Origin of the sequence: Corynebacterium sp. S5S1, assembly GCF_001913985.1 — a bacterium.
In the GTDB taxonomy this organism is placed as follows: domain Bacteria; phylum Actinomycetota; class Actinomycetes; order Mycobacteriales; family Mycobacteriaceae; genus Corynebacterium; species Corynebacterium marquesiae.
Genome location: NZ_MKXT01000025.1, coordinates 1 through 14,958 on the forward strand (window position 1 = coordinate 1; position 14,958 = coordinate 14,958).

General features: G+C 57.0%; 13 protein-coding genes. 4 read left to right on the top strand and 9 right to left on the bottom strand.

The features are described 5' to 3' along the window. Nucleotides 1-462: 462 nt before the first annotated feature. Nucleotides 463-1,230 carry a sensor histidine kinase gene (locus BKN05_RS09180; protein WP_316082800.1) on the top strand — a complete coding sequence of 256 codons (768 nt, stop codon included), beginning with the start codon at nt 463-465 and terminating at the stop codon, nt 1,228-1,230. After that, nucleotides 1,223-1,831, top strand: coding sequence for a response regulator transcription factor (locus BKN05_RS09185; protein WP_286688491.1), 609 nt, complete (start codon nt 1,223-1,225; stop codon nt 1,829-1,831). The genes BKN05_RS09180 and BKN05_RS09185 overlap by 8 nt, the downstream gene beginning before the upstream one ends. A 43-nt stretch (nt 1,832-1,874) precedes the next feature. Here BKN05_RS09185 and BKN05_RS09190 read toward each other — a convergent pair whose 3' ends face one another. Together BKN05_RS09190 and BKN05_RS09195 are read right to left on the bottom strand one after the other, a co-directional pair. Beyond that, nucleotides 1,875-3,257: a TetR/AcrR family transcriptional regulator gene (locus BKN05_RS09190; RefSeq protein WP_286688492.1), complete on the bottom strand. Its 1,383-nt coding sequence runs from the start codon at nt 3,255-3,257 to the stop codon at nt 1,875-1,877. 204 nt (nt 3,258-3,461) lie between these two features. Continuing rightward, complete coding sequence (locus tag BKN05_RS09195; protein ID WP_198493015.1) at nt 3,462-3,635, bottom strand: Rv0909 family putative TA system antitoxin; 174 nt, start codon at nt 3,633-3,635, stop codon at nt 3,462-3,464. A gap of 336 nt (nt 3,636-3,971) precedes the next feature. Here BKN05_RS09195 and BKN05_RS09200 point away from each other — a divergent pair, with 336 nt between their 5' ends. After that, a complete protein-coding gene (locus BKN05_RS09200; RefSeq protein WP_286688493.1) occupies nt 3,972-5,231 on the top strand; it encodes a site-specific DNA-methyltransferase in 1,260 nt (419 codons plus the stop codon). Here BKN05_RS09200 and BKN05_RS09205 read toward each other — a convergent pair. Genes BKN05_RS09205 through BKN05_RS09215 form a run of 3 tightly spaced genes read right to left on the bottom strand, consistent with a single transcriptional unit; the run spans nt 5,228 to nt 9,266 of the window. After that, the gene (locus tag BKN05_RS09205; RefSeq protein WP_286688494.1) at nt 5,228-6,187 is read right to left on the bottom strand and encodes a CE1 family esterase; all 960 of its coding nucleotides are present in this window, start codon (nt 6,185-6,187) and stop codon (nt 5,228-5,230) included. The genes BKN05_RS09200 and BKN05_RS09205 overlap by 4 nt on opposite strands. Further along, nucleotides 6,184-7,926 carry an ABC transporter ATP-binding protein gene (locus BKN05_RS09210; RefSeq protein WP_286688510.1) on the bottom strand — a complete coding sequence of 581 codons (1,743 nt, stop codon included), beginning with the start codon at nt 7,924-7,926 and terminating at the stop codon, nt 6,184-6,186. The genes BKN05_RS09205 and BKN05_RS09210 overlap by 4 nt, the downstream gene beginning before the upstream one ends. Then, nucleotides 7,926-9,266: an ABC transporter transmembrane domain-containing protein gene (locus BKN05_RS09215; RefSeq protein WP_353743553.1), complete on the bottom strand. Its 1,341-nt coding sequence runs from the start codon at nt 9,264-9,266 to the stop codon at nt 7,926-7,928. Before BKN05_RS09215 ends, BKN05_RS09210 begins: the two co-directional genes overlap by 1 nt. Before the next feature lie 127 nt (nt 9,267-9,393). Here BKN05_RS09215 and BKN05_RS09220 point away from each other — a divergent pair, with 127 nt between their 5' ends. After that, nucleotides 9,394-10,194 carry a class I SAM-dependent methyltransferase gene (locus BKN05_RS09220; RefSeq protein ID WP_286688496.1) on the top strand — a complete coding sequence of 267 codons (801 nt, stop codon included), beginning with the start codon at nt 9,394-9,396 and terminating at the stop codon, nt 10,192-10,194. A gap of 2 nt (nt 10,195-10,196) precedes the next feature. On the opposite strand, the gene BKN05_RS09225 is transcribed toward BKN05_RS09220, so the two are convergent. The 4 genes from BKN05_RS09225 to BKN05_RS09240 all read right to left on the bottom strand — a co-directional run bounded on the left by BKN05_RS09225 (nt 10,197) and on the right by BKN05_RS09240 (nt 14,918). After that, the gene (locus tag BKN05_RS09225; RefSeq protein WP_286688497.1) at nt 10,197-11,582 is read right to left on the bottom strand and encodes an anaerobic C4-dicarboxylate transporter; all 1,386 of its coding nucleotides are present in this window, start codon (nt 11,580-11,582) and stop codon (nt 10,197-10,199) included. Between the two features lie 156 nt (nt 11,583-11,738). Beyond that, nucleotides 11,739-13,319 (bottom strand): ribosome biogenesis GTPase Der, encoded by a 1,581-nt coding sequence (gene der, locus BKN05_RS09230; RefSeq protein WP_286688498.1) that lies wholly within the window; start codon nt 13,317-13,319, stop codon nt 11,739-11,741. Then, nucleotides 13,312-14,007 carry a (d)CMP kinase gene (gene cmk, locus BKN05_RS09235; protein ID WP_225746984.1) on the bottom strand — a complete coding sequence of 232 codons (696 nt, stop codon included), beginning with the start codon at nt 14,005-14,007 and terminating at the stop codon, nt 13,312-13,314. Before cmk ends, der begins: the two co-directional genes overlap by 8 nt. Beyond that, a complete protein-coding gene (locus BKN05_RS09240; RefSeq protein ID WP_286688499.1) occupies nt 14,007-14,918 on the bottom strand; it encodes a pseudouridine synthase in 912 nt (303 codons plus the stop codon). Before BKN05_RS09240 ends, cmk begins: the two co-directional genes overlap by 1 nt. Nucleotides 14,919-14,958 lie beyond the last annotated feature (40 nt).

A 14,958-nucleotide genomic window follows, 5' to 3' on the forward strand; every position in this document is an offset into this window, starting at 1 on the left:
GCTGAACTTCACTCAGCGAACTACGTGCTCTCAAAGAAAATGCTCCCCACTAGTTGTTGGCAACTGATTTCTCAGTCCAACTAATGGGGAGCAGTTCACGAGCCGTGGCGCGGTTTTAGCCTCAATAGCGCTCTTTTCGCCAGCGTATGGTTGGTCTTCCTCATTCCCGGGTTGGTGATGACCTTTGCCGCGCCGGGCACGACGCTCACTGGACGAATTGGGGCTTCTGCGTGCGTTCTAGCGTTTAGTGCTGTCTACTTCCTTTCTTTTGGCGCTGTGGGCTACTACCCACGCGGATGGCGGTTAGGACAGCGGGTCGGGCTTTACTGGGTGTTACTCGCGGCCATCGCAGCGATATCAATTGGTTTCTTTGGGATAATAGCCGTCACGTTTGTGCCTTACCTGGCGGCGCTGCTCGGCTTTAACCTCTCGCTACGCCGGGCATTAGCGCTTACCCTGCTAATGGGGACCGTGCTCGCCACCACCACGTGGTTCTTCGCTCCTGAAAGCACCGGCTGGGCCCTGATAGTCCTCTTCGCCTGGCCGATACTACTAGTGCTGTTAGGTACATTTTCCCAGCGTGAAGATAGCCGCTCTGAATTGGAACATGAATTGGACTTGGCACGCCAACGCGAGGATATCGCTACCGATGTTCACGATCTCTTGGGCCACTCTTTAACCGTTATCAACCTCAAATCAGAGCTTGCCCGCCGTCTAATAGATTCGGATCCGCAACGGGCGCAGCAGGAGCTCCAGGAGGTGAGCACGCTTTCTCGGAGAGGCTTGGCGGAAGTCCGCTCCACAGTAACCCGGATGCGCATGCCCACTTTCGAAGGAGAAATCCACGCGACTCAAAGGGCACTCGACACTGCCGGCATTGTGTCGTACTTGCCCTCTGCGGCAAAAAGCGCTGGGCTTTACGACGCCGAATTTTCCTGGGCCCTACGCGAGCTAACCACAAACGTGGTCCGTCACTCAGGCGCAGCGCACTGTTGGGTCCAGGTGACAGACCACCAACTCCAAGTGGTGGACGATGGCTGCGGGTTTGACGCTGACGAAAGCCTTTCTCGTGCTCACGGTGGGATTGACGGTTTGCGCAAACGCATAACGGATGCTGGCGGACACCTGCTCTTTGCACGCCGCAATGGCTTTACTCTGGCCTTGGTTACTATGAATGGCGACACGGACTTTCTTCCTCTTACTACCGCCGGAGGCTCAGACAATGACTGATCCCATCCGAGTTCTCATTGCTGAGGACCAATCATTAGTGCGTGGGGCGCTAGTTGCCCTCTTGGAGACAGAGCCAGATATCAGCGTTGTAGCTGAGTGCGCAACGGGCGGGCAGGTTGCGGGGCTCGTCGCCAAGCATGGCGTCGACGTTGCGCTACTCGATATTGAAATGCCCGGTAAGAACGGTCTTGATGCGGCCGCTGAACTAGAGGGCACGGGTTGCCGCGGCCTGATTGTCACGACCTTTGGTCGCAGTGGCTACGTCAAACGTGCGCTGGAAACGGGCGTAGCTGGCTTCGTAGTCAAAGACACCCCACCCGAACAACTTGCCGAAGCCATTAGGCGAGTGCACGCCGGTCTAAAGGTCATCGACCCTGCACTGGCCAAAGAGACTATTTTCACGCCCGACAATCCACTAACCGCACGCGAAAAGGAGGTCACACGTCATGTCTTGGAGGGTAGCGACACCCGCCAGATTGCCGGGCACCTTCATCTGAGCACTGGGACAGTGCGCAATATTGTCTCTTCGCTCATCGCCAAGACAGGAACTGGGAACCGCTTTGAGGCAGCAACTACGGCACGTGCCCGGGGATGGATATAGAAAAAGGGGAGCCCGCTGCGGGTCCCCTTTATTACTTGATTTCCTATTCTGGCTTCTTTAGCTCAAGGACATTGACCATGCCCTGAATGACTACGTCCATCACCTTGGAAGCTAGGTTGGAGTAGAAATCAGCCGAGTGATAGCGCAAGGCTCCTACGGTACTCAACTGCGAGAAGCCGTGGATGCAGGCCCACAGCGCCGCAATCTGGGTGAAGAGAATCCATGGCGATCGCGGCCCATTCGACTCAGAAATGGCATCGCGCACCAGATTCATGATGAAGGTGAAGGCCTTACTCATATCGAATGGTTGCTCAGTATCGCCGGACTCTTCGAAAGAGACGGGAACAATCGAGCGGCTTGATACCTCAATGAGGGCGACAAAGCCGACGGGGTCTTCCAGCGCATACTCCAAATATCCGAAGCCGGTTGCCTTAATATAATCCAGCCCGTGGGATCCTTCTGGCACGGCCTGGTTCTGGCGCATGATCGCTAGCATATTGGCTTCATCCAAAGACTCTTCCAAAGAGCGCTGCAGGTGAGAATTACCATCGAAAAGATGCTCCGCGTCTGCCAAATCTACGCCTGCTCGCGCAGCAGCAGAGCCGAGATGCAAGCTAGGAAGACCGTTATAGGCAATCTCTTCCGCCGCACCACGGAAGATGGCTGCACGCTTTTCCTCAGCCGTAGACTTTGGCATGTCCTTTGCTGCTGTAGTAAACGGTCCCGCTGGTTCGCCAACGAGTGCTAGCGGTTCAAAGGGCGCAATCTCCCCGTCACGCAAGCTAAGTTCCAGCCCAGAGAATAAAGTCTCAATGCAAACATTGAAGGTCTGCTTCTTCGCAGTGGGCGAGAGGTGACGCATAATGCCGAACGTGGCCAAGTGAGTAATGCCCTGCAACTCAGATAAGAAAGTAAGTGCTTGGATCACTACCAAGCGGTGATCAAAATCGCCGCGTGCTGCAATGGCGGCTTCCCGCATGCGTTCAAGCATCCGGCGGAAAGTGGGCGGGAAGGCATCAAAGCTTTTCGACTCTTCAATGCCGTCCTCAAAGTTGGGAAAGCTCGTTGCCGTCTCGCAGTTGTTATAGGCGGCGAAGCAGGTGGGGTTATCAAGAGCCAAGTTGAAGTAGACCTTGGCAGACTCGCGAAGTTTCTGAATTGCGGTCGCGCCATCCGGCAGTTTATCGAGTGCCTCGTAGGAGGCTACTCGGAGACGCTCATCTAAGAACCGGATGGTCTGAATGTAAAGGTCATGGTCATCTTCAAATAAAGACTTAGCTTCATCGACGGGAACAGCGATCTGCTCCGCCACAGCACAAACCTTTAAAGCGTCGCGCCCACCCTTAGCCAGGATACGGGCACTCTGATCCAGCAAGCGCTGCCTAGTCGAGCCCGCATGGGAAACGGTGCCTTCAAGATTGTTCACAAACACAATCCTAGCGATTTCATGCAGATTTGCTTGGGATACATTCACTTTATAAGTTGAGTCACCCATAAAAAGGTGGAAGCACCTATATAGACCTTTGCCAGCTTTATGCTGCTGGTCTTTATATAGCTTTGGCCCCCAGCCCTTGCGGGCTGGGGGCCAAAATAAAAAGTAGCCATTCGCCCTTTAAGCGGGCGAAGCTATTTACTCGTTACCGAGCTTGCCGTCAGCTGCGTCACGAGCCTTGTCGATCTGGTCGGCCTTGTCCTCGCCGAGCTTGTCCTTAGCCGCGTCAGCTGCCTTGTCCAAGCCCTTGTCGCTGAGCTCTTCGCCCTTATCGGAGTTCAGTGCGTCCTTTGCCTTATCGAAGATACCCATGTGGTTATCCTTTCTTCTAGTTCTAGCTTTATCTAAAAGCTGCCATGTCCGGCAACACACCCCAACGTACCGACACTTGAGCCAACATGCCACCGAAAAGTCTCTTCGGCCACTAGACCAAATAAATTTTTCCGCCCCGCAGCGCGATTGTTCTCAGGGGCATCCAGACACCCCCGCAGCCTATCGAGCACCCAATAAGGCCTGCCGCTTTAGCCCTACCCTAGCGAAGTATAAGCAAAATCAGGATGCACAATTTAGCTTCAGGCCAAATTTCCTCAGTCTTGCAAATGATAGCGTAAGACGGTATCGACGATTTACCAACGAAGGCTTCGCACCATGGCTTCAACTACCCCAGCGCCCCCGTCCACTTCGGAAACGGCCAGGGAATTCTTTGGCTTAGTATGGCCGGGCAAAGAGGCTGCCCGAGCAGCCGCTAGCGCGCCGCTGACACAGCGTTTCACGCGTGATGCTGCGCTCAGCACAGCCTGTGACGCGGACAACGCCATTATTACGGCAGATAATCTTCCGGTTCTACAAGGGCTTGCCAACCGCGGGGAACTCTTTGACGTCATCTATATCGACCCGCCTTATAACACCGGCAAGGACTTTGTCTACCGCGATAACTATCGTTTACGCCGCCAGATGCGTTCCGGAAGCTATGCAGAATGGCACTCGCAGTGGCTGTCGATGATGCTTCCCCGACTCATCTTGGCCCGAGATGTACTTTCCGCACAAGGTTTCATTTTTGTCTCCATTGGAGAAGACGAAGTGGCCAATACGCGCAAGGTACTCGATGAAGTTTTTGGGGAGGAGTGCTTTGCCGGCCAGTTGATTTGGAAAAAGGCCGGCACCGGCAAAAACGATTCTAAGTACGCAGTGGTAGAGCATGAATATATTCTGTGCTACTCCCGAACTCCTAACAATCCCGGTTTCAATGTCGATCTCCAAGGCCATACTTCCACCAAATACAACCATGAGGACGACAAAGGGAAGTATTCCTTGGTGCGTTTAGATTCTAAGACCCTTGGGTATCTTCCCTCCCTCGACTTCCCTATCTCCGGTCCCGATGGCAAGGAGTATTGGCCGCACCAGCCGGCGGGAAAAGAAAAAGTCGCCCGTTGGCGCTGGGGCCGAGATAAGGTTGAGCAGCGCTTCGATGAGCTCGTCTTCCGGCGAGGTTTTGTCTATACCAAGAACTATCAGAAGGTGGGAGCGCGCCCACGCTCTATCCTTGACGGGGAGCGCTTTGGAGTAACCCGTACCGGCCGACGCGATGCTGAGGACATCATGGGGCTCGAGGGCGTTTTCGAGTTTCCCAAGCCGGTGCGCTTGATTAAGCACCTCATTTCCATTGCGGGTGGAAAGGATGCGCGCGTCCTAGACTTTTTTGCGGGTTCCGGCACCACTGCGCAGGCAGTAGTAGAACTCAATAACGACGATGGGGGCACTCGGTCTTTTCACCTTGTGCAAATTCCCGAGCCTACCTCCCCGCGTAGCGCTGCTCATCGCGCGGGCTTTTCTACCGTGGCAGACATTTGCATTGAGAGGGTGCGCAAGGTTCCAGGCGCTAGCTTTCATGTCTATAGACCGGACTAAGTCTGTGCGGTACCGGACGGGCGACCGGGAATACCGAAGAAGTCTAGGACGCGGTCGGTAGCAAAGAATTTGCCTACCTCATTGTGCGCGTCTGCTGTACCACCGGGCCATACGTGTGAGCCTCCGGCGATACGGATGTGTTCAAGCGGTGCGGTACAGCCGCTCCACTTCATATCGAGTGCATTGTTGACCAGGCGGGTCGTATCGACCTTGGTAGAGCAACCATTGCGTTTACGGTCTTGTTCCAGCACGGATTCCACGGAATAGTACTTGGTCTTATGGCGCGTTCCACCGTAGTAACCCACCACGGGGTCCACGGTGCCGTGAATATCCAATCGACCCACGGGGGAATGGGCACAGTCTTTAAGAATATCTTTGTAGTAGGCAGCGGAAACGGTAGCCACGGACTTAAAAACATCGGGCATCTGACAGGCCAGGTAGGCGGCAAACCCGCCGCCGTTCGACATGCCGGTAGCAAAAATCCGGGAGTCATCTACCCTATACGTTGCTCGAACGGCATCAATGATGTCGCGAACAAATTTTTTGTCTTCTGCTGTTGACGTCTTGGCATAAGGAGCAGGGCTCCAAGCCTTCTTTTTACCTTCTGCGAAAATGGTGATGGCATCAGCGGCATCGAGGCGGGAATAGCCGCGGAGATTTTCGGCAGATTGTCCCCAGCCTGGAAAGGCCAGGACGATGGGCCACTTTTTATCCCCCGTGTAGTCCTTGGGCACGCTGAGGATGAAGGAACGGCCCGATGGCAGATTAACGGTGGTATAGCTGCCTGGCTCGGGTCCGCTTAGCGGTGCGGAGGTTGGAATCCCTAGGTTTTTCGTCTCAGTTGGGCCTGCTTGGGGCGCGGAGTCGGGCGAATCGGCCGAACATGATGCGCCGGCAACGGCAAGGAAAATCACTGCTACCGCACCAACCAGGGCCCGTAGCGACCTCGCGTTCATCTTTGTCGTCCCTTCTGCCATGCGGTCCATAGTTGCTTATAGCGGCCACCATAATCTAACAGTTCGTGGTGACTGCCTTGCTCCACCACCCGCCCGTTGTCCATTACGGCGATGCTATCGGCTCGTGCGGCTTGGTCTAGTCGGTGCGCCACTATCAGTGCGGTTCGCCTACGGGTGACCTCTGCGGCGGCTTCTTCCAGAGCTTCCGCCCCCGCCGATCCGGCCTCTGCGGTGGCCTCGTCCATGATGACGATCTTGGGATCTAAAAGCAATATTCGCGCCAGGGCAAGCTGCTGCGCTGCTACTGGGGCAAGGTGGATTCCCTGAGCGCCAATGACCGTATCTAGGCCCTCCTCTAACTGCGCATACCACTGTGCGCCGACGCGCTGTAATGCATCTTCCATTTGTGCGTCTGAAGCTTGCGGGGCGGCCAAGGACAAATCTTCGCGCAGGGTTCCTGAGAATACGTGAACCTCTTGGGAAATCATCGCTAAACGCGCCACCCTTTCGGAATCAGAAAGGGCCGATACCTCTACTCCATCCACCAAGACTGTTCCGGTAGCCGGGACTCGCAGTCCGGCCAGAAGAGCAGCGACCGTGGTCTTTCCCGCACCAGAGGCTCCCACTAAAGCTACGGTGTGTCCAGCGGGAAGCTTAAGGTTCACGTCTTGCACAGCCCAGCCGCCGTCATCGTAGCTGAAGCTCACTTCTTTTAATTCGGCAACCCCACCTGGGGTCGGCGCGCCGAAGTCTGGCACTGCCCGTGGCGGATCCATGACCACCCCAACTATTCGAGACAGAGAGGCATAGCCGGATTGAACGGTATCGATTACTCGCATCAATCCCATGAGCGGGCCCCGCAAGCGAATAAGAAGGAGCATGGCCGCGGTGACTGAGCCAACGGTGAGCGCCCCAGCCTGCACCACCCAAAAGCCGATGAGCAAACCGCAGACCAGCATAACTAACTCGATGACCGTCATCCATAGCTGCAAGACCATCATTGTCCTTCGCGCGGCGTACCCCTTGTCCACCACCTGTGCGGAGGCACGTTCAATCCCAACGTGCATCTGATCTTCCATGCCAAAGGCGCGCACAGTCTTTCGCCCGCGAATTGACTCCAGGAGTCTGCGCGCCCGTTCCGCCATGGCAGCGCGTTCGTCGGTATAGCGCTGCGGAGCGCGCTGCAGGTACTGGCGCGCGGCAAATACATAAAGCGGCGCAACTGCACCTACGACCAGTAGGTATTGCCAATTGAGGCTGACTAGTGCCACCCCCGTAGTTGCGATGGCGAAAGCAGATTTGGCCAGCACGGGGACGGTCTCGGTGACGGCAGCAGAGAGTTCTGCTACATCATCGGTAGAGCGAGAGACCAAATCCCCAGTGCCGGCTTCCTCCACACGGTGGGTAGGCAAGCGGAGAGCGGTAGAAACCATATCTTCGCGCAAAGCGGAGATCACGCGTTCGCTCAGGCGGGAAAGGACATAGAACCCTGCCGCGGAAAACAATGCCGAGACCGCGGCCACCAGCACTAAGGAAATACCAATGGGCACAATGGCGCCCTGAGTAATGACTGCGTCGACGATCTTTCCCAACAGGATGGGAATCGCTACATTGCTGCCGGCCCCTGCGGTAAGCAAGGCTAAGGCCGCTGCGGCTTGGCAGCGGGCGGCGGGGACGTCGGAAAGCTGGCGACCCACTTCCTTACGCACTTGAGGCCAGGAGGCCGTAGGAAACCGCATCATAGCTCTGCCCCCACTGCTGCCCACGCCGGCGAGGTGGTGAAGACAAGCGTGGGCTTAGGCCCGCGGTGATGCGCCACCCGCTGGGCAATTTCCTGTTCGGTCACCGAGTCCACGGCGGTTGTTGGATCGGTTAAAACTAAGATCTCCGCGTCCGCAGCAATGGCTCGTGCCAGCGCTACGCGCTGTTGTTGTCCGCCGGAGAGGTTTCGGCCGCCTTCTCCCACCTGGCGGTCCAACCCGCCCGGTATATCTTCGCCCGCAGCTACGAAGAGGGCTCGTTGTGCCCTTGCGCTATCCGGATGAATATTGTCCCGCACGGTCCCCTCAAAAAGCATAGTTTCGTGTGGAACAACCAGGAACCGCTCGCGCGGCAAGAAGACGAGATCCTCTGGAATAGGCTCGGGCACCACGTTGACCCCAGGAGCGAGGGCCGGAACCTGCGGTTCACTTTTCTCTACCCCGGGTGCGGCGAGGACGGCAATAATACGCTCTGCGCTTGCCTGTGCGGCCGCCCACCGCGAGGCGATATTTCGGCCCAGCATCGTCATCGGGGTGATAATGAATTGCGTGAGGCCGATAACCGTAATGAGTTCACCTACGCTCACCATGGAGTGCATGGCCATCACGCCTGCACCAATGCCCACCGCAATGACATACACCGAGCCCAAAATCTCCGTAGTCGCATTAAGTCGCGCTTGGGCAGCATTGGCCTCTACTGTTCGTTCGAAGGCAGCTCCAGACACCGTGGAATATCGGTGACTGACAGTGGCTACTGCACCCAGGCCCTTAAGGATCCGCAGGCCCTGGACCACATCGGTGGCCATGGAACTGCCCTTCGCCAACGCCGCTTGGCGGCTTCCGGAACGCGTGCGCAGAGGCTTCGCCGCGCGCACTGAGCCCCACACCATTAACGGCCCGCCACACAAAATGGCGATGCCTAAAGGCAGGTTAATACGGCTAGCCATGATCGCCACATACACAATGGCAGCGATCTCAGCGACGGGAAAGACCGTCATCATAACGGCATTCTGCACGCGCCGTGCGTCTGTGGAGGCGATGGCAAGCAGTTCGCCGGCGCTGCGGGGCTCGCCTGCAATGCCCCGCGGATCCTGAATCCTATCCGTGATGGCCATGCGCAGATCGTGCCCAATTACTAGCATGGCTCGCGCGTTGAGGCCGCGTCCGAACCATGCGGCTATGGCATTAAGACCAAAAGCTACCCCCAATACCACTAGCCACATGCCTAGTCGGTCAACGTCTCCTTCCGAGACAGCTTCATCAATGGCATGTCCCACTATCACTGGAGTCGATCCGTTAAGCAAAAAAGATACAGCCATGCAGAGTGCAGCCGGCACGGTGAGGGATGGACGAGAAAAGACAGTCTTTAGCAGCCACCTGGGATCTGATGGTGCAGGAAGTGTCCTCATAGGCAGCCATTCTAATTCGCGGTAGGTTAGATAGGTTATGTCGACTCGCCGCCCCAATCCCAGCCACTTCCCTAGCTACCGCAAGGCCTCCACTAGACAAGGCCCTGGCTTCCGCGATGCCGCACAACGCACCGCTTCCGCTCAGGCCTTCCGTCATGGCGCGAGCACCTATCACGATGTGCGCCCCGGCTATCCGGACGAGGTTTCTACCCTTATCGCTGACGCCCATACCGTTGCCGATATCGGGGCCGGAACTGGAAAGCTCACCGAGTCCCTACCCAATGCTCGAATTTTGGCTCTGGAGCCCTCCGCCGATATGGCTGGAATCCTCGCAGCGCACCTCCACCTGCCAGTCCTTCGTGCTACAGCTGAAAACACCGCGCTTGCCGACGCCTCCTTAGACGCCGCCTGCCTCGCCCAAACCTGGCACTGGGTCGACGTACCAGCCGTCTGTGCAGAGCTTGACCGCGTCCTCGCGCCGGGCGGGAAGATTCTCCTAGTGTGGAACACGCTTGATGTCAACGCGGACCCCTGGATCCTGCGGCTCTCGCGCATAATGCACTCTGGCGACGTGCACAAACCGGGTTTTTACCCCACCTACACCGCACCGTGGGTTTTAGACCGTGAACTCCGCTTGACCTGGGAACACGAACTTACCCCCGAGCAGCTTCACCAGCTGATGCACACCCGCTCCTACTGGTTGCGCAATGGCGAAACCATCCACGAACGCATGACCCACAACCTGGATTGGTACCTCTACGAGCACATGGGGTTTAAACCGGGGCAAAAACTACGCATCCCGTACCGCACGGATGCCTTCGTGCTGGTACGGGATTAGGATTAGAGCAGGACCTGCGCCAATAGCGAGCCCACCACGCAGGAGGTGAAGACCGAAATCGCTCCAGGCACAAGGAAGGAGTGATTGATGACGAACTTGCCAATGTGCGTAGTGCCCGTGCGGTCGAAGCCGATGCAGGCTAGATCGGAAGGGTAGGTTGGCAAAATGAAGTAGCCATATGCTGCACCGTAGAAACCAACGATAACGGCGGGATCGATGCCGAGCTGCAGGCCAATCGGAGCGATGGCAACTAGGGCGGCGGCCTGGGAGTTGACCAGCTTGGACACGATGACCAATACCACCGCGTAGGCCCACGGGGCGGCCTCCACCACGGACCCAAGGTTGGACTCCAGGGCATCGATGTGGGCTTCGAAGAAGGTATCTGCCATCCACGCCACACCGAAGACGGAGAATACTGCCGTCATACCGGCCTTAAACACTGGAGTGGACGCGATCTTCTTCGGGTCAGCCTTGCAGCTGAGCAATATGATTGCGCCGGCAACAAGCATGACCATCTGGATAACCAGGTTCATAGATAGCGGGCTCAACTCGCCATCGTCGCCTGGAACGAGGGGGCGCAGGAATTCAAACGCACCGAGCGCCACCACGCTGGCAATAGCCAAAAGGAAGATAACCACCGCGCGTTTTGCTTCTGGCGAAAATTCCTCGTCCAGAAGCGACCCGGTGGACTGGTGAATGCTCTCTGCAAACTCCGGATCCTTCATTCGCTCCTGGAAAGCCGGGTCCTCGTCCAAATCCTTTCCGCGGCGCAGCGACCACAGCGAGGCAAGAATGACACCGGCAAGCGAGGCGGGCATAGCCACCATGAGGATCTGCGGAATAGAATAGGCGTGATCGATAGCGCCGGCATTTTCCGCGATGATAGATGCTAGGGACACGGTGGCCACAGATACTGGCGAGGCCGTAATACCCATCTGAGCCGACGTTGATGCGACGGCCATAGGACGCTCTGGGCGGATGCCCTTCTTCAGGGCAATATCCTCGATGATCGGAAACATCGTGTACACCACGTGGCCCGTACCGCACAGTACCGTTAGGAACCAGGTGGTCAGCGGCGCAAGGATGGTAATACGCTCTGGGTGCGCGCGGAGAAACTTCTCGGCAAATTGCATCATCACTTCCAGGCCGCGCGCCTGTTGCAAGGTAGCCGCGCAACCGATGACCGCAATGATGGTCAGCATCACAGATACCGGCGGCTCACCCGGGGCAAGGCCGAAGACAAAGACCATCAGCATCAAACCGATGCCGGAAATAAGTCCTAATCCGATGCCACCATATCGAGTGCCCAGAAGCAGGGCACTGAGAATGATGATGACTTGGAGCACGATGGCCAGAATTGAATCTGGCGCAATGACGCTGGCTAGCATGCTGAGCCTTCCATCACGAGAGAATTATTAACTGGTTATATCCTATCCAGACCCACATGATCGGACATAAACGGAAAGGCGAGCGAATTCTCACACCGTGTCCGGTGCAACAATCGCTCGCCTGAGTGCTATAATCCCAGCGTAAAGGGCATACTGCTAGCGTTTCTTGCCGCGCCTCTCCCTCACTCGCACTGCGATGCGAATGGGCGTTCCGTGGAAACCAAACCGCTCGCGGAACTTCCGCTCAAGGTAGCGGCGATACGCCGCGTCCAAGAAGCCCGTCGTAAACAAGACGATGGTCGGCGGCTGAGTCGAGGCCTGCGTAGCGAACAATACGCGCGGCAGACGGTTATTCTTCATCGGCGGCGGATTAGCCGCGATAGCCTCACGCAACCAGTTATTCAACTGGCCCGTGGACACACGCTGATCCCAGCTTTCCAGTGCCTCAATCATGGCCGGCTCCAGCTTCTGCAGCGCGCGGCCTGTTTCCGCAGAGATATTCACACGCGTGACCCACGGCAAGTGGCTCAGCTGCTGTTCAATCTCGCGGTCTAAGTAATAGCGGCGATCCTCATCCATAAGGTCCCACTTATTAAACGCAATGACTAGGGCCTTGCCGGCTTCGAGCACCATATTGAGCACGCGCTGGTCCTGCTCGGAGATCTCCTCAGAGGCGTCGATAAGCATGATGCAGACCTCGGCAGCATCGATAACGCCGCGAGTGCGCAAGGACGCATAGTACTCATGCCCCTGCGCGTTCTTCACCTTTTTGCGCAGGCCCGCAGTATCAATAAACTTCCACAGCTGCTCATCCAGCTGAACTAGAGAGTCAACCGGATCCACGGTGGTTCCCGCGACGTTGTCGACCACGGAGCGCTCCTCGCTGGTGAGCTTATTCAGCAGCGAGGACTTGCCCACGTTAGGCTTGCCCACCAATGCGACGCGGCGAGGGCCAGAGGTAATCGCGGTCTGCCGTGGTTCTTCAGGGAAGACCCGCAAAATCTCATCGAGCACGTCCGCACCGCCGCGGCCATGCTGGGCGGATACGGGCCACGGATCACCCAAGCCCAAGGCATAAAATTCCGCCATATCCGCGTACTGATTATCGGAGTCGAACTTATTCGATACCAAAATCACTGGCACAGGCGATTTCTGCAGGCGGCGAGCCATGACCTCATCCGTCTCCGTGATGCCCACCTTGGTGTCTACCACCATAACGATGACATCGGCGGTTTCCATGGCTACTTCTGCCTGGCGGGCAATCGCCGCATGGATACCCTTCACGTTGGGATCCCAGCCACCAGTGTCCTGTACCAAAAAGCGCTGACCGTTCCAGTCCGCAACGTAGGAAATTCGGTCACGAGTAACTCCAGGGTGGTCCTCTACCACCGCTTCGCGGCGTCCAAGGAAACGGTTAACCAAGGAGGACTTACCCACATTTGGGCGCCCGACTACGGCCACCGTGCACAAAGCTTCTTCGGTGTGATCATCGGACTCCACACCGAAAGCGCGGGAGAGTTCTTCCCACTCCTCTTCACTCAGCGGCTCTTCTGCGTGCGCACCGTCGCCATAATCAGCCTCACCAAATTCCGAGTCATCGAAGTCATAGTCGAATTCCTCGGTATTGAAATCATCGGCGGCCCAACCAGGAGAGGCTTCTACCACCTCATCATCGAATTTTCCGGCCGGGTAGTGGAACTGAGTCTCCGACTCTTCCTGGGGATCGTGATTAGTCATTGACCGACTCCTTTACCACGTTAATCAGAGCTTCCAGCACATCCTCTGGGCTCATATTGGAGGTATCGACTAGGGTTGCGTCTTCCGCCGGGCGCAGAGGTGAGGCCTTGCGGGAAGAATCCGCAGCGTCCCGGCGCTGGACGTCTGCGAGTACCGTCTCGTAATCCGAAGCGATGCCCGCCTTTTCATTTTGGGCTTGGCGGCGCTGAGCGCGGACCTCGGCAGAGGCAGTCATGAATGCCTTAGCGGGAGCGTCGGCAAGCACCACAGTGCCAATATCGCGGCCTTCTACAATCGCGCGGTGAGCCTCGCGGGCAAGCTTGCGCTGCAGCGCAACCAGATTCTCGCGTACCTCCGGAATGGCAGATACGGCGGAAACGTTCCGGGTGACTTCGTCTTCTCGAATAACGCGCGAGACGTCCTCGCCGCCGAGGAGTACCTCGGTGGAATCCGGGTCATCGGATACCCCCAAGGGCAGATTGGCCGTAGCCGCAATAACCGCGGCGGTGTCAGCAGGGTCAACGCCTTCACGCAGCACCGCAAGCGTTGCCACCCGGTACATAGCACCGGTGTCGACGTACTTTGCGTCCAACTGCTTGGCCAGTGCACGGCAGGTGGTCGACTTTCCAGTTCCAGATGGGCCATCCACGGCTAGGATGAGACCGTCATTCGGCATATTAGAAATCATTACATCTCCACCGCCTTGTACAGGCTAGTCAGCCCGCTGGAGTTGAGGGCACGCAGACCGCCAGGCTTCATATCGCCTAGCTGGACTGTATGCAGTTTGGTGCGCACCAGGCGCTGCACGGGGAATCCCGCCTCCTTCAACATGCGGCGCACAATATGCTTGCGGCCCTCATGCAGCTCAATACGCACTAAGGAAAAGCCCTGGTTGGTATCAACTACCTGCGCAAAATCGGCCTTTGCCACTCCGTCTTCCAGCTCGATGCCTTCCTTGAGCTGTCGCACGAGCTTCCTATCGGCCTCGCCCAATACGGTGGCGAGGTAGGTCTTGGTTACCTCGTACTTAGGGTGCATCAAGCGGTTGGCTAACTCGCCATCATTAGTGAGGATGAGCAGGCCTTCCGTATCGGCGTCGAGGCGGCCGACATGAAAGAGTCGCTGGCCGGCTGCGACCTTTTCTGAAACCACGTCACCCACGCACGGGCGCCCTAGGTCATCAGACATGGTGGACTGCATGCCGCGCGGCTTATTGAGCACAAAATATTCGTGTTTTTCATTGACATTGACGCGCACACCATCTACTCGGATGACATCAACGGAGGGATTTACCTTGACGCCTTGTTTGGCGATGATCTTGCCGTTGACCTCAACTCGGCCGGCATCGATGAGGATTTCTGCGTGGCGGCGGGAAGCGACGCCCGCCTTGGCGAGCACCTTTTGGAGGCGCTCTCCCTTGGGCTTGTCTTCATTGACCAGCCAATCGGCGCCCAATTCGCGGGCTACGGATTCTGCGGTAGCCTTCTGCTTTTTCTTTGATACATGCTGGTGGCGGGCCGGCTTGGCATTGGAGACAATGATGTCACTGTCTCGCTGCTTCTTATCCGGTGTGCCGTCACGGCGAGCGGGAGGAGTCACCTACGTGTCCTTTTCTCTCGAAGATATGAAATTACCTGGG

Excerpts from the sequence above, each read along its gene's own strand:
- BKN05_RS09180 (WP_316082800.1), top strand. The coding sequence starts at position 463 with ATGGGGACCGTGCTCGCCACCACCACGTGGTTCTTCGCTCCTGAAAGC.
- BKN05_RS09185 (WP_286688491.1), top strand. The coding sequence starts at position 1,223 with ATGACTGATCCCATCCGAGTTCTCATTGCTGAGGACCAATCATTAGTG.
- BKN05_RS09195 (WP_198493015.1), bottom strand. The coding sequence starts at position 3,635 with ATGGGTATCTTCGATAAGGCAAAGGACGCACTGAACTCCGATAAGGGC.
- BKN05_RS09200 (WP_286688493.1), top strand. The coding sequence starts at position 3,972 with ATGGCTTCAACTACCCCAGCGCCCCCGTCCACTTCGGAAACGGCCAGG.
- BKN05_RS09205 (WP_286688494.1), bottom strand. The coding sequence starts at position 6,187 with ATGAACGCGAGGTCGCTACGGGCCCTGGTTGGTGCGGTAGCAGTGATT.
- BKN05_RS09210 (WP_286688510.1), bottom strand. The coding sequence starts at position 7,926 with ATGCGGTTTCCTACGGCCTCCTGGCCTCAAGTGCGTAAGGAAGTGGGT.
- BKN05_RS09215 (WP_353743553.1), bottom strand. The coding sequence starts at position 9,266 with ATGGCTGTATCTTTTTTGCTTAACGGATCGACTCCAGTGATAGTGGGA.
- BKN05_RS09220 (WP_286688496.1), top strand. The coding sequence starts at position 9,394 with ATGTCGACTCGCCGCCCCAATCCCAGCCACTTCCCTAGCTACCGCAAG.
- BKN05_RS09225 (WP_286688497.1), bottom strand. The coding sequence starts at position 11,582 with ATGCTAGCCAGCGTCATTGCGCCAGATTCAATTCTGGCCATCGTGCTC.
- der (WP_286688498.1), bottom strand. The coding sequence starts at position 13,319 with ATGACTAATCACGATCCCCAGGAAGAGTCGGAGACTCAGTTCCACTAC.
- cmk (WP_225746984.1), bottom strand. The coding sequence starts at position 14,007 with ATGATTTCTAATATGCCGAATGACGGTCTCATCCTAGCCGTGGATGGC.